General features: G+C 67.1%; 16 protein-coding genes. 7 read left to right on the top strand and 9 right to left on the bottom strand.

Going from position 1 to position 17,756, the window contains the following annotated elements:
- Nucleotides 1–209 precede the first annotated feature (209 nt).
- Entirely contained in the window at nucleotides 210–1,349 is a 1,140-nt protein-coding gene (locus tag ABDZ81_RS06200; protein ID WP_343773032.1) for an ATPase domain-containing protein, read from the bottom strand.
- An 87-nt stretch (nucleotides 1,350–1,436) separates the two neighbouring features.
- Between ABDZ81_RS06200 and ABDZ81_RS06195 the strand changes: the two genes are divergently transcribed.
- Nucleotides 1,437–1,868 (top strand): hypothetical protein, encoded by a 432-nt coding sequence (locus tag ABDZ81_RS06195; RefSeq protein WP_343773031.1) that lies wholly within the window; start codon nucleotides 1,437–1,439, stop codon nucleotides 1,866–1,868.
- An 84-nt stretch (nucleotides 1,869–1,952) separates the two neighbouring features.
- Here ABDZ81_RS06195 and ABDZ81_RS06190 read toward each other — a convergent pair whose 3' ends face one another.
- On the bottom strand, nucleotides 1,953–2,534 hold the full coding sequence (locus tag ABDZ81_RS06190) for a mechanosensitive ion channel domain-containing protein (RefSeq protein ID WP_343773029.1): 582 nt from the start codon (nucleotides 2,532–2,534) through the stop codon (nucleotides 1,953–1,955).
- 95 nt (nucleotides 2,535–2,629) lie between these two features.
- Nucleotides 2,630–4,408 carry a DNA-directed DNA polymerase II small subunit gene (locus ABDZ81_RS06185; protein WP_343773028.1) on the bottom strand — a complete coding sequence of 593 codons (1,779 nt, stop codon included), beginning with the start codon at nucleotides 4,406–4,408 and terminating at the stop codon, nucleotides 2,630–2,632.
- A gap of 147 nt (nucleotides 4,409–4,555) precedes the next feature.
- Here ABDZ81_RS06185 and ABDZ81_RS06180 point away from each other — a divergent pair, with 147 nt between their 5' ends.
- Nucleotides 4,556–5,701, top strand: a complete 1,146-nt coding sequence (locus tag ABDZ81_RS06180; protein WP_343773026.1) for a S26 family signal peptidase — start codon at nucleotides 4,556–4,558, stop codon at nucleotides 5,699–5,701.
- Between the two features lie 257 nt (nucleotides 5,702–5,958).
- Here the strand turns inward: ABDZ81_RS06180 and ABDZ81_RS06175 are convergent, their stop codons facing one another.
- Complete coding sequence (locus tag ABDZ81_RS06175) at nucleotides 5,959–7,449, bottom strand: Cdc6/Cdc18 family protein (protein WP_343773025.1); 1,491 nt, start codon at nucleotides 7,447–7,449, stop codon at nucleotides 5,959–5,961.
- Nucleotides 7,450–8,718: 1,269 nt separating this feature from the next.
- Here ABDZ81_RS06175 and ABDZ81_RS06170 point away from each other — a divergent pair.
- From ABDZ81_RS06170 to ABDZ81_RS06160, 3 genes are read left to right on the top strand one after another with little or no spacing between them, the layout of a single operon-like run.
- Nucleotides 8,719–9,360 carry an Era-like GTP-binding protein gene (locus ABDZ81_RS06170; protein ID WP_343773024.1) on the top strand — a complete coding sequence of 214 codons (642 nt, stop codon included), beginning with the start codon at nucleotides 8,719–8,721 and terminating at the stop codon, nucleotides 9,358–9,360.
- A gap of 1 nt (nucleotide 9,361) precedes the next feature.
- The gene (locus tag ABDZ81_RS06165; RefSeq protein ID WP_343773023.1) at nucleotides 9,362–9,754 is read left to right on the top strand and encodes a DUF2073 domain-containing protein; all 393 of its coding nucleotides are present in this window, start codon (nucleotides 9,362–9,364) and stop codon (nucleotides 9,752–9,754) included.
- Nucleotides 9,754–10,905, top strand: a complete 1,152-nt coding sequence (locus ABDZ81_RS06160) for an OapC/ArvC family zinc-ribbon domain-containing protein (RefSeq protein WP_343773022.1) — start codon at nucleotides 9,754–9,756, stop codon at nucleotides 10,903–10,905. The genes ABDZ81_RS06165 and ABDZ81_RS06160 overlap by 1 nt, the downstream gene beginning before the upstream one ends.
- A 212-nt stretch (nucleotides 10,906–11,117) precedes the next feature.
- On the opposite strand, the gene ABDZ81_RS06155 is transcribed toward ABDZ81_RS06160, so the two are convergent.
- From ABDZ81_RS06155 to ABDZ81_RS06140, 4 genes are all read right to left on the bottom strand, one after another.
- Complete coding sequence (locus ABDZ81_RS06155; protein ID WP_343773021.1) at nucleotides 11,118–13,298, bottom strand: (Fe-S)-binding protein; 2,181 nt, start codon at nucleotides 13,296–13,298, stop codon at nucleotides 11,118–11,120.
- Nucleotides 13,299–13,498: 200 nt separating this feature from the next.
- Nucleotides 13,499–14,203, bottom strand: coding sequence for an energy-coupling factor transporter transmembrane component T family protein (locus ABDZ81_RS06150; protein WP_343773020.1), 705 nt, complete (start codon nucleotides 14,201–14,203; stop codon nucleotides 13,499–13,501).
- The gene (locus tag ABDZ81_RS06145; protein WP_343773019.1) at nucleotides 14,197–14,964 is read right to left on the bottom strand and encodes an energy-coupling factor ABC transporter ATP-binding protein; all 768 of its coding nucleotides are present in this window, start codon (nucleotides 14,962–14,964) and stop codon (nucleotides 14,197–14,199) included. Before ABDZ81_RS06145 ends, ABDZ81_RS06150 begins: the two co-directional genes overlap by 7 nt.
- On the bottom strand, nucleotides 14,961–15,569 hold the full coding sequence (locus ABDZ81_RS06140; RefSeq protein ID WP_343773017.1) for a biotin transporter BioY: 609 nt from the start codon (nucleotides 15,567–15,569) through the stop codon (nucleotides 14,961–14,963). The genes ABDZ81_RS06145 and ABDZ81_RS06140 overlap by 4 nt, the downstream gene beginning before the upstream one ends.
- 183 nt (nucleotides 15,570–15,752) lie before the next feature.
- Here ABDZ81_RS06140 and ABDZ81_RS06135 point away from each other — a divergent pair, with 183 nt between their 5' ends.
- Nucleotides 15,753–16,355, top strand: a complete 603-nt coding sequence (locus tag ABDZ81_RS06135; protein ID WP_343773016.1) for a conditioned medium-induced protein 4 — start codon at nucleotides 15,753–15,755, stop codon at nucleotides 16,353–16,355.
- A 60-nt stretch (nucleotides 16,356–16,415) separates the two neighbouring features.
- Entirely contained in the window at nucleotides 16,416–17,081 is a 666-nt protein-coding gene (locus ABDZ81_RS06130) for a CRISPR-associated protein Cas4 (protein ID WP_343773015.1), read from the top strand.
- 61 nt (nucleotides 17,082–17,142) lie between these two features.
- Here the strand turns inward: ABDZ81_RS06130 and ABDZ81_RS06125 are convergent, their stop codons facing one another.
- Nucleotides 17,143–17,730, bottom strand: a complete 588-nt coding sequence (locus ABDZ81_RS06125; RefSeq protein ID WP_343773014.1) for an L-threonylcarbamoyladenylate synthase — start codon at nucleotides 17,728–17,730, stop codon at nucleotides 17,143–17,145.
- Nucleotides 17,731–17,756: the final 26 nt, after the last annotated feature.

Genomic DNA, 17,756 nt, shown 5'->3' with positions numbered 1-17,756 from the left:
GGACCGATAACCAAGGGGAGCAAATAACTGTGTCCATCCACACCCGACCTATCCGGTCGTTCGTGAAGAATTCGCTCCGGATACCGGGCGGTTCCGGACGAACGTCAACCGTCCAGAGGAGTCGAGAGCGGCGTCGCGCGTCGTGCCGGTGCCACAATGCGACGCTGGCACGCCGAAACGCTGGCGCGCCGCGACGCGGCGCCGTCACGTCATCCCGCGTTCGACGAGTCGTCCGCAGTGGCGCTCGCACCGGCGTCGAGCGACTCGGCATCGTCGCCGTCGCCGGCGTCCGGCGCGTCCGCAACCGCGTCGTCGACGTTCTCCGCGGTCGGATCGGCGTCCTCGGCGTCCATCGCATCGGTCCCGGCTCCCGACGCGGAATCCTCGCCCTCGATCTCCTCGGCGGGCGAGAACGTCACCATCCCCTCGCCGGCGGTGTACTCGTAGGCGACCCACTCCTGATAGGACAGCACGCCGCTCATCTTGCGGACGCGAGCGCGCTTGATCAGCGTGTCCTCGACGAGCTCGTCGTTCATCTGCAGATCGACGATGCCGTCGGCGATGTAGTGGAGATCGTGGGGGAACGACTCGCCGCCGCCTTGCAGCGTCGCGCCGGCGAACACCGGGACGAACCGACCCTTGCAAACGTCGGCGCGGAGATCCTTGACGAAGTCGTACGCCTGCACCGGCTGGACGAGCGTCCCGAACTCCGTCAGCGAGTCGATCGAGACGACGCCGCGGTCGATCATGTCCCGGTCGTCGAGCGCGGCGTCGAGCTTGTGCCGGATTTCGGAGGCGTCGCTCGGATCCCGAACGCTCGTGACGGCGTCGTCGGTGAACCGGGAGAGGTGGACGTTCCACTCGCAGAGGCGGTCCTCGTACCGGTCGCGGTCCTCCAGCCGGTAGGTGAAACAGTCGACGATCCGGAGACGGCCGGATTCGAGGTGGGGCAACACGTTCCAGTCGAGCGTGAGAAAGCGCTGGACGACCGACGCCGGCGGCTCGCCGAACGAGACGATCACCGCCGGATCGCCGCGGTCGAGCGCGCGCCAGACGAGTTCGGCCTGCAGGGCGCCGCTGCGACTGCCGGTCTGCCCGCCGACGAGCACGAACGAGTTGCGGGGCAGCCCTTGGGGCAGCGCAGCGTCGAGGCCGGCCACGCCCGCGTCGATCCGGCGGTGGCCGTGGTACTCGGTGAACACGCGGTCCGAGCGCTGCATGGCGTCGCGGCACGTCGCCGAGCAGAACCGGTAGGTCGTCCCGTCGCGCTCCAGCGTGTGGGTCCCCTCGGGACAGGGAAGCCGGCAGAAGTCACACCGGTCCGGATCCGAATCGTCCGTGCCACTCATACACATGGCGAGGGGTTCGAGCGATTTGAACCTGTCCGTGCCGGGGACGCAAACAGTTTATCCGTGTGCGCCGTTACCACACGATTGATGGAGATCCGGGACGCTGTCGAGGCCGACGCGAGCGCCCTCGCGGCGATCGCCGACTCGCCGACGGACGTGATGCGCAACCTCGTCCACGACCGCACGGTTCGCGTGGCCGAGCCCGACGGCACCGCGTCGGATCCGAACGACGACGCCGGGAACGCCGACAGCGGCGACGAGCTGCTCGGGTTCGTCAGCTTCGACGCGAAAGAGGACACCGTCCACGTGACCCAGCTGGACGGCACCGGCGACGCCTGCGAGCAGTTGCTCGGCGAGCCGATCCGGTTCGCGCGCGCCGAGTCGATGACCGTCGAGTTGCTGGCGCCCGACTCGGAGCCGTCGGTGGCCGACGCCGCCGAGAAGCTGGGGTTCACCGAACGCGGTCCGGGGCCGCGGTTCGACGGGACGCCGACGGTGCGCTACCGATTGGAACCGTAGCTCCAGTCGAAACGTGGGGGTTAGTGGCACGGGTCGACGGTGCCGCAGTCGAATCGCCGAGACGCCCCTCTCACCACTCCGCAGTCACTCGGCCGGCGCTCCAGGTACTTCGGCCGCGTCGGCGTCCGCCAGCCGGGTCCACTTCTTCTCGACGTCCTTGTTGGCCAGCACCACCGTGTCGCCCGAGTCGAGCTCGATCCGGCACTTCCGGAGTTCGATGCCGACCACCGTTCCGGTGACCGACTCGACGGTGACCCGATCGCCGATCTCGAAGTCCGGGTCCCGCAGCAGGTAGACGCCGGCGACGGTGTCGGCGATCATGTTCGAGAGCGCGAAGGAGATGCCGAGCGCGACGAAGCCCGCCGCCGTTCCGAGGCTCGCCGCGATGTCGCCCATCCCGACGACCTTCAGCAGCGTCAGCGCGACGCCGAACCAGAGGAACACGCCGACGATAGCCGTAAAGAGATCCGCGATCAGTCGCTGCTCGCCGGCGTAGACGCGAGAGAGCGCCGACCGGACGAGCGCGAGCGCGACCTTGATGCCGACGTAGGCCAGCGAGAGGAAGACGAGTCCGATCACGAGGCGAGGGAGCGCCGCGATCGCGCCGTCGACCAGCTCCTCGACGACCGTGTCCGTCGCCCGCGAGAGCTGCAGTTGGATCGCCATGCAGTCGTGTTTGCCAGGTACGTGTTAAGTCCTCGGTCGGCGGGTTAGGGGGTCGCTCGTCGGGTGAGCGATCCGAAGAAGCGGCGGCGGCGGGCTCAGGCGAACTTCCGGATCGTCACGTCGAGCGTGTCCAGGTCGACGACCGGCGCGTACGCGGTGTCGGGATCGATGTTGACGCTCTTCTGGAACTCGGTCTGGGCCTGCCAGCAGCCCGAGTTGATCGCGAGCACGTTGTGGTACTTCCCGTAGCCGAGCTTGTGGACGTGGCCCGTGTGGAAGATGTCGGGCACTTCGTCGATCACGAGGTAGTCTTTCTCCTCGGGCGCCAGCCGCATGTGGCCGCCGTACTGCGGGGCGACGTGGCGCTTCTTGAGGAGGTGGTACATCGCCTTCTGGGGGTCGTCGTAGGTCGCCTTCTCGTCGGGGAACTCGGCGATGATCTCGTCGAGCGAGACGCCGTGGTACATCAGCACGGAGACGCCCTCGATGGTGACGACGGAGGGGTTGCCGGAGATGCGGGCGTCGTGGGCCGACATGATCTCCCGGAGCTCCTCGTCGAACCCCGGCTGGGGTTCGGCGAGACGGACGGCGTCGTGGTTGCCGGGGATCATCACGATCTCGATGTCGCCGGGCACCTGCTTGAGGTACTCCGAGAACGCCTCGTACTGCTCGTAGATGTCGACGATGTCGAGCTCGTCGTCCTGATCGGGGTAGACGCCGACGCCCTCGACCATGTCGCCGGCGATTAGCAGGTACTCGATGTTCTCGGCCTCGGCGGTGTGGAGCCAGTCGGTAAAGCGCGTCCACGCCTCGGCCATGAACTCCTGGCTGCCGACGTGGACGTCGCTGATCAGCGCCGCCTGGACGTGCCGGTCGGCCGTCGAGGGCTCGAACGTTCGCGGAACGTCGGGGAAGTACATGCTGTCGACGAAGAGGATCCCGCCGTCGTCGGCGAGCGTCCCCTCGACGGCGATCACCTCGTCGCACAGCAGCTCGTCGACCTGGTCGGCGAAGCGCCGGTCCTTCATCACGAGGCAGGGGAACACGCCCGAGGTGTCCTCGAGCTCGATCAGCCAGTGGCCGCTCGCGGTCGAGCGGATGTCGTTGACCATCCCGACGATCGCGGCGTCGCTTCCCCCGCCCATGGCGTCGAGCGCGTCGGTCGGCCGGTGGTTGATGCGCCCGCGGAGCTTGCCGCTCAGGCGCTCGAAGCGGTCGCGGAACACGGTGACGAAGTCCTGGTACTCGCCGGTCCCCGTCGAGCGGCCGGTGATGTCGTTCCCGATGTCGAGCGAGCGCTGCGAGTCGTCGCGCTGGGCGCGGTCCGGCGTCGCGCGGTCGGCCCGGCCCGCGGCCGGCGGGGCGTCGTCGGCGTCCGCTTCGGCGGCGGCGTCCGCAGCAGTGGCGGCGTCCGCAGCAGTGGCGGCGTCCGCAGCAGTGGCGGCGCTCGCATCAGCGGCGGCGTCTGCGCCGGCCGCGGCGTCGCTTTCGTCGGTCGCTGGGCTCGCTGCCGATGCACTCGAAACGGAGCTCTCTGTGGTCGCTTCGCGCGAAGAATCGTCCGAGTACGCCGTCGTAGTTTGTGAATTTGCGTCGTCTTCTACCCCCTTCGTTTCGACTGGAACGTCGCCGTCTCCGTCCTGCGGTTCCGGGGAGTCAGTTCCACTCGAAACCGGGGGGTCGGCGTCGTCCAGCGCCGTCCGGACGTGCTCGGGCGTGATCGTCAGGGCGTCCTCGGGAGCGGCCTCGACGACGGCGTCGAGCGCGCGACCGGGGTCGTCGGCCGAGGCGATCAGCGTCACGGCCTCGCGATCGGCGTTGAACCCGTTGGTCGCCAGCGCGCGGACGATTCTGGCGGGCGTTTCGAGCGGCACGTCTGCTACGATCCGCGCAGTCGGGCAAAAGCGTGCCGGAACGTCGGGGCCGCCGCGGCGTCCCGGACGTCGAACGGTGTCGGAACCCCGGCGACGACGGTAGAGAGAGCAGAAAGTTGATCACAGGCGGCGGTTTACACGTCGTCAATGACGGACAGCAACGGCGGCGACGGGCCCGACCGCGATCCGCCGCCGTCCGCACGCTCCGACGACGGTCGAGACGCCGACGACGCCGCTTCGGAGGACGTCGACGCTGGCGAGGGCGGCTCGGACGAAGACGGTTCTGACCCGAACTCCGGCGCCGACGAGCGGTCGGTCGACGCCGAACAAGCGTCCGCCGGCGGAGACGAAGCCTCCTCCGACGGGGAAACGGCGTCCGCGGACGGAGACAAAGCGTCCGCCGGCGGAGACGAAGCGCCCGCCGACGGGAATCCCGGCGTCGAAGGAGACGGCAGCGTCGAACCCAACGGCGGCGAGTCGGCGAATCCTGGCGGAGTCGCCAGAACGACTGCGGCCGACAAGCCCGCGCCGGAAGCCGACGCGAGCGCCGAGCAACCGATTCCCGATCCCTCGGCGAACCCGATCGGCTGGTTTCGACGGACCGACAACGAGGCGGTGATCGTGTTCAAGGACGTCGCCAGCAGCGTGGGGATCGTCCTCGTGATCGGCCTCGTGCTGTTCGGGATCAGCGGCGTCTGGCCGCCGCTGGTCGCCATCGAGAGCGGGAGCATGAACCCGCACATGCAGAAAGGCGACCTCGTCTTCATCATGGAGGAAGACCGATTAACGCCCGACGCCGCGGTCGAGGGGACCGGCGTCGTGACCTACCAGCAGGGCAAGGAAGCCGGCTACAGGACGTTCGGCTCCTACGGCGACGTGATCGTCTTCCAGCCCAACGGCGGTAGCGACACGCCGATCATACACCGGGCGATGTTCTACGTCGAGGAGGGCGAGAACTGGTACGAGAAGGCCAACAAGAGCCACATCCAGGCCGACAGCTGCGAGGAGATCAACGCCTGCAGCGCCCCGCACTCGGGGTTCGTCACGAAGGGTGACAATCCACGAACCAACCAGCAGTACGATCAGGTCGACCGGTACCAGGTGGTCAAGCCCGAGTGGATCCAGGGGACCGCCGAGGTGCGGCTCCCGTGGCTCGGCTGCATCCGACTGGAGTTCTCGGGCACCGCGAGCTGCCGGCCGCTGTTCGGCACGGCCCAGCCGGCGTCGCCGGGGATGATCGGCGACCAACCCACCGTTTCGGCTCGAACCGCGATCGCCGCGCCGCGATCGTAATCGACGGCGCTTTCTGAACGCTTCTCGCCAGTCGGCGGCAAACGCCGTCGATCGATCGCGCGAATTCGACCGACGGGGCGGACGCCGTCGGCTGTGAGTCGTCGTCGTCCGCGAAATGGCGCCGGCGCTCAACGTGCAGGCCGGCGCGCTCCGGGACGTGTGTCGAGTAGAAACGAGGGGGTTCGGTATCGGGGGTGAACGAGTTCGAGACGACGCCGCTTCGGTTCGCGGCTCGGTTGTCGGACTCGATCCGAGGCTCAGTTGTCGAAGCGCGCCTGAACGAACGGCTGGACGTCCTCGATGGCGCCGAGCCGGGAGTCCGATAGCAACACGGCCTCGGTCTCGTCGATCGGGACCGAGAGGCTGATCTCCTTGGTGCGGCCGTACCGGCCCTTCGAGACGACGACGGCGTTGACGATGCCGAGCATGTCGAGTTCGCTGATCAGGTCGGTGACGCGGCGCTGGGTGAGCACGTCGGCGTCGATCTCCTCGCAGAGCGTCTTGTAGATGTTGTACACCTCGCCGGTGTTGACGTTGTGGACGCCGTTCTTCTCGAGGAGGATGATCGAGAAGAGCACGAGCTTCGACTGGGTCGGGAGTGTGCGGACGACCTCGACGACGCGGTCGAGCTCGATCTTGTCCTGGGCCTGTCGGACGTGCTCCTCGAGAACTTTCTCGGACTGGTCGCGCTCGGCGAGCTCGCCGGCGGTCCTGAGGAGATCGAGCGCACGTCGCGCGTCCCCGTGTTCCTGGGCGGCGAAGGCGGCACACAGCGGGATCACGTCGTCGGTCAGCGCGTCGACCTTGAACGCCACGTCCGAGCGGTGCTGGAGGATGTCGCGCAGCTGGTTTGCGTCGTACGGCGGGAACACGATCTCCTCCTCGCCGAGGCTGGACTTGACGCGGGGGTCGAGGAAGTCGGTGAACTTCAGGTCGTTGCTGATCCCCATGATCGACACGCGCGAGTTGTCGAGCTCGGAGTTCATCCGCGAGAGATTGTAGAGGGTGTCGTCGCCCGACTTCTCGACGAGCTTGTCGATCTCGTCGAGCATGATCACGACGACGCGCTCGCGGTAGTCGACGGCGTCGAAGAAGACGCTGTACACGCGGTCGGTCGGCCACCCCGTCATCGGCACCTGCTCCATCTCCTCGCGGTCGTCGACCAGTTCGTCGATCCGGTCCTCGACGGCCTCGACCGTGGCGAACTCGGCGTCGTCGAGCGCCGATCGGTCGTCCTCGGCGGCGTCGCGCAGATCCCGGAGTTCGCCGAGGCGCTCGTCGACGAACGCCTCGTTCTTTTCGATGAACTTGTTGGCCAGTTGCGCGAGCACGCGGTACTGGGTGTCGGTCACCTCGCAGTTGATGTACTCGACGTTGCAGGGGACCTGGTACTTCTCCGAGGTGCTCTCGAGTTCCTGACTGACGAACTTCGCGCTCGCGGTCTTGCCCGTCCCTGTCTTCCCGTAGATGAGTATGTTCGAGGGCGTCTCGCCCCGGAGCGCGGCGACGAGGATCGTCGCCATCTTGTTGATCTGCTCTTTGCGGTGCGGAAGCTCGTGGGGCGTGTACGACGGTCGCAGAACCTCCTTGTTCTCGAAGATCGGTTCGCTGTCGAGCAGATCGTCGAACAGCCCCTGACTGTCTTCCTCCTCGTCGTCGAGGACGACTTCGTCGAGGTCGACGTCGAACGACCGCGGGCTATCGCCGGGGTCCGGAGCGTCGTCGGGAGTGGTGTCGTTGTCGGCCATCTGTGAATCGTTCTACCCCTCTGTTTCGCCTGGAACGGACACCCACGGAGACTGCGAAACCGGCGTCACACGACGTGACGAGCGTAAATACGCGTCGGAATGCTATCGGGTGCGTCCAGTTGATGCAGACGAAGCAAAGGTCGACGAGGGTCTTAAATTCTTCCCTCTAGTCCGTATCGTACGACGGGAAAGCTCGGGCTAGGGGTTCGAACGCGGCCGTGCGGGGCGTGCTCGTATCTTCGACGACTGGGATGTCCTCGGGACCCACGACTGGCCAGTCGTTTGATCGTCTGGCCGGGGCCGATCGTCACCTGATTCGGATGTCCGCTGGGGATCGACCTTCGGACGATGAACGCCGAGTTTCGATCAGGTGCATCTCGTCGGAAAAGAGCGAACGGACAACAAGTCATTCTGTTTTAGTATCGTTCCGCTTCAGCATCGGCGGCGTCGTGATGAGACCGGTTGGAGAGCTGGTGGCGAGCACGTTTCGGAAGTCGTACTGCGGATCTCCAGTCGAAACGGAGGGGTTGCACCGAACACCTGGTCTACCGACCCTCTGGATTTTGACGATATGTCATCGAACTCGACGAGCAGTTCGCGATCGCGATCCGGTGAAGTTCGAACTGACGACTCGCGGGGGGAGGCGTCCACCTGAAATGGGGGGGGTTGTGGCGGGAACGGCCCGAACCCCCCCACCCCTTCGTTTCGTGTGGAACACGAAATGACCGGGGAGGGGATGAGAGATCCAGCAAGGCTTCTAGCTAGCCGAATCTTTATCACCTCTGCTCAGAAACAGTATCCGCAAACTAGAGAGATAGCTAGTATCGTATGTATTCATCTAGTTATAAACTAGACAAACGCAGGAAACGTGCGAACCGGTGACGTGATTTCTCCCGCCAGACGGCCCCTCCCCACCCGCCCTTCTCGTGTTCCACACGAAACGAAGGGGTGGGGGCCTCACCACGGGCGGACGAGCTCCCGATCAAGCTGCCTGGTAACACGCCACGAGCATCTCGATGACCGGTGACTCACTTTACGGGTTCTCGCTATCTACGACACTGAGCCTGTCCCATCGGTCTCGTGGCGGGACAGCACAGCCGACGTAGAACGGCTGCCCACCGTCCGTGCACTGATTCGAGCAAGTAGCAACGAAAAACAATCAGCGGCGCAAGTGTATCCAATAATATGGGTGTCTGACGTAGGCTTAAGTAGCATGGGGCTCCTTGTCCGCCATAGCACCTAGCCCACGCGCGGGTGCGGGGTGACAGGATGGGACTGTTCACAGGACTCAAAGATAGTATATCGCGGGTGACGGACCGACTCTTCTCCGACGACGAACAGAAGCGGATCGGCATCTACGGGCCGCCCAACGCGGGCAAGACGACGCTGGCCAACCGGATCGCCCGGGACTGGACCGGCGACGCCGTCGGCCCCGAGAGCCACGTGCCACACGAGACGCGCCGCGCGCGCCGCAAGGAGAACGTCGAGATCGAACGCAACGGCCGCTCGGTGACCATCGACATCGTCGACACGCCGGGCGTGACGACGAAGGTCGACTACGAGGAGTTCCTCGACTACGACATGGAAGAGGACGACGCCGTGCGACGATCTCGCGAAGCCACCGAAGGCGTCGCCGAGGCGATGCACTGGCTCCGCGAGGACGTCGACGGCGTGATCTACGTGTTAGACAGCACGCAGGATCCGTTCACGCAGGTCAACACCATGCTGGTCGGCATCATCGAGAGCCAGGACCTGCCGGTGTTGATCTTCGCGAACAAGATCGACCTGGAGGATTCGAGCGTCCAGCAGATCGCGAACGCCTTCCCGCAGCACGAGACGGTCGAGCTCTCGGCGCTGGAGGGCGACAACATGGACGAAGTGTACGACAAGATCGCGGAGTACTTCGGATAACATGCCGGAAGTGAAAGAACCCGCCGACGGGGTCCAGATCGACCTGATAAGCGGCGAACGGATGGAGGGGATGACGAGCATGGAGAAGATCCGGATGATCTTAGACGGCGTCCGGGACGGCAACATCGTCATCCTCGAACAGGGGCTCTCGCCCGACGAGGAGTCGAAGCTCATCGAGGTGACGATGACCGAGATCACCCCCGCCGATCCCGAGGACTTCAACGGGATCGAGATCGAGACGTACCCGCGCTCGGACACCGACAGTCAGGGGCTGTTCGGTCGCCTGATGGGCAAGGAGGACACCTCGAAGCTGACAGTGATCGGCCCGGCCAACCAGATCGAGACGCTCCACAAGGACGAAACGCTGATCAGCGCGCTCGTCTCCCGCCAGTAATGCCTCACCAGTGCACGAACTGCGGCCGGACGTTCCCCGACGGCTCCAAGGAGATGCTGTCGGGCTGTCCGGACTGCGGGGGCAACAAGTTCCAGTTCGAGCCGTCCGGCGGCGGTTCCGTCGGCGCCAACACATCGGCCGGGTCGGCAGACGCCACCGCGGCGTCCGACAGCACCGCGGACGCGTCGGCGTCGAACGAAGCGTCGGACTCCGACAGCTCGTCCGATTCCGGCGTCAGCGGAACGGTCTCCCAGGCGAAACAGACCGTCAGCGACTGGGTCGGACGCGGCGACTCCTCGAGCGCGGAGGACGCCGCAACGGCATCCGCCGCCGACGACGCATCCACAGAAGACGACGCGTCGGCATCCGCCGAGAATGCGGCGTCGGCATCTACCAGAGACGCCACGTCAGCGTCCGCCGACGACCGAGCCGGATCGGACGCCGCGGAACGAAGCTCCGCGAGCCCTGGCTCGGCTTCGCCTCGCCAGGACACCGGAAGCCCTCTCGGGGCTTCCGAACCTTCGCTCGCTGACGCTCGCGAAGACGCCGACGCCGGGCGGTCGAACATCGAATCGACCGGCGACTGGCCGGACGTCGGCAGTCGCGACCCCACCGACGATCCGACTCGATCGGGCGATCACCCGTCCCGACCGGACGACCGCCCGTCCCGCCAGTCCCGACCGGACGACCGCCCGACTCCTTCGGACGACGATTTGACGCGCACGCCCGGAAACGACGCTGACACGTCTCCGTCCTCCTCGTCCGAGGACGTCGCGCAGGCTAGCGCCCGGTCGGATGTCGTCGACCCGAACGACCTCCCGGCCGACGATACGGCGGACGCCGCCACGGCGGACGGCACCGCTGCCGGCGGATCCGATACGTCTGACCACCCGATCGACGGCGACCGGAGCGGGACGCCGCCGGACGCCGACAACGGCGAAGTCGTCGGGACGCCCGACGACGAGCAGCCAGATCTGGAGGCGCTCCGTCAGGAGCTCAACGAGCAGTTCGAGAGCATCAAGATCGTCCGGCCGGGCGAATACGAGCTCAACCTGATGGAGCTGTACGACCGCGACGAGTACATCATCTCGCTGATGGAGGACGGTCGCTACGCCATCGAGGTCCCCGACGCCTGGCGCGACGGGGAGTAGCTCCCCCGCGATAGCGGGGCTCCGGTTCGTCTCTCTACTTTCGAAACTGCGACCGAACCCCTCCCTTTCCTTTGGAACGCGGTGTACGGATCTTCTCGTTTTCGTTCGAACTAGTTCGTAGCCGTTCGTATCCGTACGATCCTCGAACCCCTCCGCTTCGAGTGGAGGCGATCCGCTTCGAGTAGAAACGACTGCATCCGACCCTGGTCGGGTCAGTTTTCGTCCAGTTCGTCCGGCACGTTCCCGGTCACCGCCTCCACGAGCAGCTCTGCCACGTCGACGATCTCGATCGCGTCCTCGTAGCCGCCGGTCTTGCGGCCGTCCTCGTACATCGTCATGCACATCGGACAGGCGACGACGAACTTCTCGATCGACTCGCCCGCGTCGGTATCCTCCAGCGCCTCCCGCAATCGCTCCTCGCTGGGCTTTGGCTCCTCGTCGAACTCCATCCAGAGGCCGCCCCCGCCGCCGCCGCAGCAAAACGAGTTGTCGCGGTTGCGCGGCATCTCGTGGAGCTCACAGCCCGTCGCGCGGACGAGTTCGCGGGGCGCCTCGTACTCGTCGTTGTACCGGCCGAGGTGGCAGGGGTCGTGGTAGGTGACGGTGTAGTCGAGTTCGTCGCCGGAGAGCCCGAGTCGCCCTTCCTCGACCAGTTCCTCGACGACCTGCGTCCAGTGGAACACGTCGATCTCGCCGTCGTCGTTCCACCGCTCGTCGTAGTCGAACGGCATCATCGGATCGTCCGCGAACTCCTCGAACTCGAGTTCGGGGTACTCGTTTTTCATCGTATTGTAGGAGTGCGGATCGGTGCAGACGATCTTCTCGAACTCGCAGTCCTCGAACGTCTCGACGTGGTGGCCGGCGAGTTCGAGGTAGAGGAACTCCTCGCCGATCCGGCGGACGTCGTTGCCGTCGTACTTCTCGTCGTCGAACAGGATCCCCCACTCGACGTCGGCGGCCTCGAACAGTTTCGCGAGCGACCGGGCGACCTTCTTGTTGCGCTCGTCGAAGCTCGGGTAGTCGCCGACGTACCAGAGGTACTCGACGTCCTCCTCCCGGGCGTCCGTCGGCTCGATCTCTAAGGGGTCGGCCCAGTCGGCGCGATTCCGCTGGGGATCTCCGAACGTGTTGCCCTTTTGCATCACGTCCTGAAACACGTCCTGGACGTTCGGATCGACGTCGCCCTGGTCGGTGAGCTGGCGGTTCATCCGCGTGAAGGAGTTGAGGTGCTCGATCTCGACCGGACAGGCGTCCATGCAGGCCATGCAGCTCATGCACGACTCCATGGTTTCGCTGTCGATCACGCTCGCCCCCCCGTCTGCAACAATCGGCTTCTCCTCTGTCTCCCCCGCGTCCAGCGACTCCCGGTAGGATTTCAGGTCGAGGATCACGTCGCGGGGATCCAGCGGTCGACCTGACGCCTTCGCCGGACAGACCGACGAGCAGCGGCCGCACTTCGTGCAGGCGTCCTGATCGAGCAGCTCCTTCCAGGTGAAGTCGTCGAGCGACTCGGCGTTCGTGGCGTCGAGATCCGCCGGAACGCCGGGGAGTCGAGCGCCCGCGTCCTCGTCTCGCGCGACGACGTTGGCGAACGAGGACAGCATGTGGAACGGTTTGGCGTACGGCACCGCGGCGACGAACGCCAGCGCGTGCAGCGAGTGGAGCCACCACACCGCGGGATAGATCGACTGTGCGCCGCCCGCCGAGAGCCCGCCGGCATCGAACGCGAGCGCGAGGAAGTAGCCGACGAAGCTGATCGTCTCGTGATCGGGGAACCCGCGCCCGACGATGCCGACGCCCTCCAGCAGGTAGCCGCCGACGCCGAGCACGAACAGCGTCCAGACGAACAGGTCGTCCTCCAGTCCGGTGTGCTTGCCCCAGAGCCGCTCCGAGCGCTTCCAGTAGCGCTTGTACAGCGCCATCCCGACGCCGACGACGAACAGCAGCCCCATCGCGTCCAGCACGAACGAGTACGCCAGGTAGAAGTCGCCGACCCAGAACGATTCGCCGGTCAGCGGCCGGTAGAAGTCCATGTCGATGCCGAGAATTGTCGTCCCGATCAGTAGGGTGAGAAACCCCCACATGATGAACGCGTGCATCACGCCCGCCGTCAGATCCCGATCGAACTGGTAGCGATTGGAGCCGACGATCGTCACCGCGTCGACGAGCCGACCGGGCAAGTCAGCCAGCCGCTCACGGCGGTCGTCGCTCCCCCGGGCGTACCGCGAAAACCGCTCGTAGACGCCGTGCAGGAAGATCAAGATCGCGACCGCCGCGAGCATGTAGAAGATGGCCTTCCCGACGGGCCCGATCTCGAAGAACGTCGGTCGGGTCACGTCGCCGCTCGACTGGGCGACGATCAGCGCACCATCGGCTCCAGCACTGGGTGTCATCGCCGATCACGCTCCCGTATCGGTGCCGGCCCGCTCCACGAGTGTGCATCGTGGTCACGACTATCTATCATGTACTATCACGGGGGCACCTGCGAGTTAAATCTTGCTCCGAAATCCGACACCGATCCCCGTCACGTCTTGCGCGAATCTACAACTCGTTTCGCGTTCAATAGAACCGTACGGCCCGCCGCGACCCCGGATCACAGCAGCGGCGAGATCGCCAGCCCGACCGCGAGCGCCAGCACCGGCGCGTCCCGCGTCCCGAACGACAGCGTCGGCAGGGTCGGGTTCCACGCGAAACACCGGGCCTGGAGCGCCACCGCAAGTCGATCAGCACGTCGGAACGTCCGGTCGACGCCGCGGACGCCGATGCGCCGCGCGCGCTCGACGAACGAGCCCCGATCGCCGCCCCGGGCGGCCATCGCGTCGCGGATCGAGCGAAGATCGCTCAGCAACACTGGGAAAAAGCGGAACACGAGCCCGACGCCGACGCCGAGCGTGACGCCGATCCGCCCCGGCAGGAGCCACTGGATCGCCGTCCGCGAGTCGCGGGCCGGCGTCGACGCGACGTACGCCGCGCTGACGAGCAAGACGAGCAGGACCCGATAGCTCGCCAGCGCGGACGCCGCGCCGGCAGAGACGTCGAGCCACGGCGGCCCGAGCGTCGCGGCGGCGACCAGCGGCGCGACGAGCAGAATCACGAGCACGAATCGAAACGCCGCGAGCGCCCGGAACGGGGACAGCCCCGCGCTCGCCGGCGCCGCCAGCGCGACCGCAGTGAGCAGCGCCAGCGCCTCGGGCCCGCCGTGGCCGAACGCCGCGATCGCGAACCCGAACTGGGCGGCGAGCTTCGTCCGCGGATCCAGCCGGTGTGCCGGCGAGTCGCCGGGCTCGTAGGCTAACATCGTCGGTCAGCGTTCGCTTTCGGATCTGCTTCGGACCCGGGCACGCGGACGCCGAGCCCCGAGAGCGCGTCGCGCACCGCGGCGGCCGACTGGGCGTCGGCGTCCGCATCGAGTCCGACGTCGGCTGCAACTCGCCCGTCAGCGAGCGCGACGACCCGATCCGCCAGCGCCAGCACGTCGCGCAGGTCGTGGGTGACGACGACGAACCCGACACCCTCCGCGCTGAGCTCCGACAGGCGATCGAGCACCGACAATCGAGCCGGTTCGTCCAGCCCGGTAAACGGCTCGTCGAGCACCAGGTGATCGGGCTCCATCGCCAGCGCGCCGGCGATCGCGACGCGCTCATGCTCGCCGCCCGAGAGTCGATCGATCCGCTCGTCCCCTCGACCTTCCATGCCGACCGCCGTCAGCGCGTCGCCCACCCGTCGCTCGATCTCGTTCTCCGACAGCCCCAGATTCCGGGGCCCGAACGCGACGTCCTCGCCGACCGTCGCGGCGACGAACTGGTCGCGCGGGTTCTGGAACACCATCCCCACGCGCCTGCGCGCGCCCACCAGATCGTCGGCCACAGGCGTCCCGTCGACGAACACCTCGCCCTCGTCGGGCGTCTCTAGCCCGTTGAACTGCCGGACGAGCGTCGTCTTGCCGCTGCCGTTGGCGCCCGCCAGCACGACGAACTCGCCGTCAGCGATCCGGAGCGAGACGCCGTCGAGCGCCGTCGCGTCGCCGTACCGGCAGACCAGTTCGCGCGTCTCGATCATCGCCGACTCGCGATCCCTTCGGCCGACCAGTCGGGGACCGCGCCGCTCCGGACGACGGCGACCGCGGCGGCGATCTTGGCGGCCTCGGCGGGGAAGAACACGACCGCTCCGACCCAGATCGCCTCGACGATCGCCAGGTCGCTGACGACCATCATCTGGGCCGTTCCGAGCGCGTAGATCACGAGCGTTCCGGCCGCTAACGCGGCGACCAGTCGCGTCGTTCCGGTCTCGGAGGGCGACCCGATGCCGAGTTGCCCGTACGCGAGCCACCCCATGAGCGCGACCGCGATCGGGTACGACCAGAGGTAGCCGCCGGTCGGTCCCAGCAGCGTTCCGAGCCCGGCGCCGCCGCCGGCGAAGATCGGCGCGCCGAGCGCGCCGGCCTGGACGTACAGCACCGCCGAGACGCCGCCCCACTTCGCGCCCAGAAACGTGGCGGTGAGAAACACGCCGAGCACCTGCAGGGTCACCGGCGCAGGCGAGAGCGGGTACGGAATCGAGAGATACGCGAGCGCCCCGGTCAGCGCCGCGAACAGCGCCGCGCCGCTCAGTCCGACGACGTGCTCCTCGTCGACTATATCGACTTGCTCGTCCGTCTGTTGCATGCCCATGGCATCTACGTCAACCACGAAGAACGCTACGGTTTACGCAAACGATTCGCCGCCGGCGCCGTCCCCGCTTGCGTCCCGCTGGCGCCGCGGTTCCGCCACCGGGCCGTCGCCGCGCCGTCCTGACGGTCTATCGTCAACAAGGTTTTTTACTCCCTCACGTTGATACGTACCGTACCGATGGACGAGAAGACCGAGGAGCTCCGCGACATATTCATCGACGTGACGGACGAAGACACCGTCACGGAGTCTCAGGAGGACACGCGGGGCTCGCTCGCGGACGCCGACCGCGAGGACGTCGACGAGCGGGTCGAGGGGGTGATCGAGAGCATGCGCGAGCGCTACGAGTTCGAGACCGATCTCTCGACCGAGCAGCTCTGCGAGCTCGTCGAGCGGTTCTACGACGGCGACTCGGACGCCGAAATCGCCCGTGCGCTCGACGCATCGCGCACGACGGTCGTCCGGTCCCGGCTCGACCTGCACCTCGTGCGCGACCGGGACACCGACGCTCCCTTCGAGTTCGACGCGTTTCGGCGGGCGCTCGCCGACGACGCCTCGACGGCCGACCTCGCCGAGCGCTTCGACGTCAGCGAGTCCACGGTCCGACGCTACCGTCGGGTCGTCGAGGCCGAAAACGAGTCCCGTCAGGCCAACGACCGCTACCGCGACGAGTTCGACAGCATCCTCGCGGACGCCGACCTCTCGGAGCGCATCACCGAAGACGTCCAGCAGGACGGGCTCGAGGACGCCACCGAGGGGATGGAGACCGACGTCTCGTTCTGAATTTTCTCCGTCCACCGATCGCCCGCAGATTCAAATCCGATCCCGCCGCGAGAGCCTCGCGTGTCCCGCCACGCGTTCAGCGACCTCCGGCTCGCGGCGTACTGTCCCCGGAAGCTCTACTACGCGCGCCGCGACGACGACCGATCGCCGCCGCCCGAGGTCGAGCGTCGCCGCGAACTGGCGTTCCGGTACCGCGAACTATTCGACGCGGCCGACAGCGCTCTTGACGACGAGCCGATCGCAGTCTCCCCCGAGAGGTTCCGCGAGAACCTCGAACGCGCTCGACGCCGGCTGGACGACTGGAACGACATCGCTCGGCCCGCCGAGCGCAACGCTCTCCTGACCGGGCGGGAGTGCCGCGGCGTCGTCCACAAAATTCTCGCCGATCCGCCCCGTCCGTCGCTGCTATCGGCCGGTAGCCCGCCCGAACAGGGCGTCTGGGAGGCCCAGTCGGTCCACGCCGTCGCCGCGGCCAAGGCGCTGGCCTGGGAACGTGAACGTTCGGTCGAGTGCGCGTACGTCGAGTACCCGACCCACGGCGTCGTCCGGGCGATCGATCTCACGGTCCGTCGGAAGGCGCGCTACAGGAAGGCGATCCGAACCCTCGAATCGATCGACGGCCCGCCGCCGCGGCTGCGCGACGACGCCAAGTGCGACTCGTGCGAGTACGCCGAGCAGTGCGGCGTCCGGACGCGCACGCTACGCTCGATGCTGGGGTTCGGGTAGCTGTCGGGGGCACGGCGATGGCAGCGCCTCCGGCGCCAACGCTTTGGCGGCGCCTCCGGCGTCAGTGCTCGTCGAGCCACGCCTCGATCTCGTCGGCCATCGCGCCCCGCCGGTGGATCGTGCCGGCGCTCACGTCGACGACCGTGCTCTCCGTGCCCGCCGTCTCGCCGCCGTCGAGCACGACCGCGGCGTCCTCGCGGATCTCGTCGTCCAGGTCCTCCGATCGAAGGACGCTCGCCCGCCCGCTGACGTTCGCGCTGGTCGCGGTGATCGGGGTGGGAGCGACGGCCTCCAGCAACTCCAGGGCCAGTTCGTGATCCGGCACGCGCACCCCGACGCGGTCCTTCCCCGCGGTGAGCACGTCCGGAACCGACTCGCGGCGCTCGCAGACGACCGTCACCGGGCCCGGCAGGAACTCGCGCATGAACGCCCGCTCGCGCTCGGTCGGGTCGACGTACTCGGCGGCGGTCTCGACGTCCGGCACGCCCAGCGACATCGGGTTCGAGCGCGGGCGGCCCTTCGCCGCGAACGCCCGCTCGACGGCGTCGGCGTCCAGCGCGTCGGCCCCGAGGCCGTAGACGGTCTCGGTCGGGTAGACGACGAGCTCGCCCGCTCGGATCGCTTCGGCGGCGCGGTCGATGTCGGTCATTGACGAAAGGTGGTCGACTGGACGGC

Source organism: Natronoarchaeum mannanilyticum (genome assembly GCF_039522665.1).
GTDB lineage: Archaea > Halobacteriota > Halobacteria > Halobacteriales > Natronoarchaeaceae > Natronoarchaeum > Natronoarchaeum mannanilyticum.
Note: the sequence above shows the minus strand (reverse complement) of the source record. Positions and strands in the feature narration are given on the sequence as shown.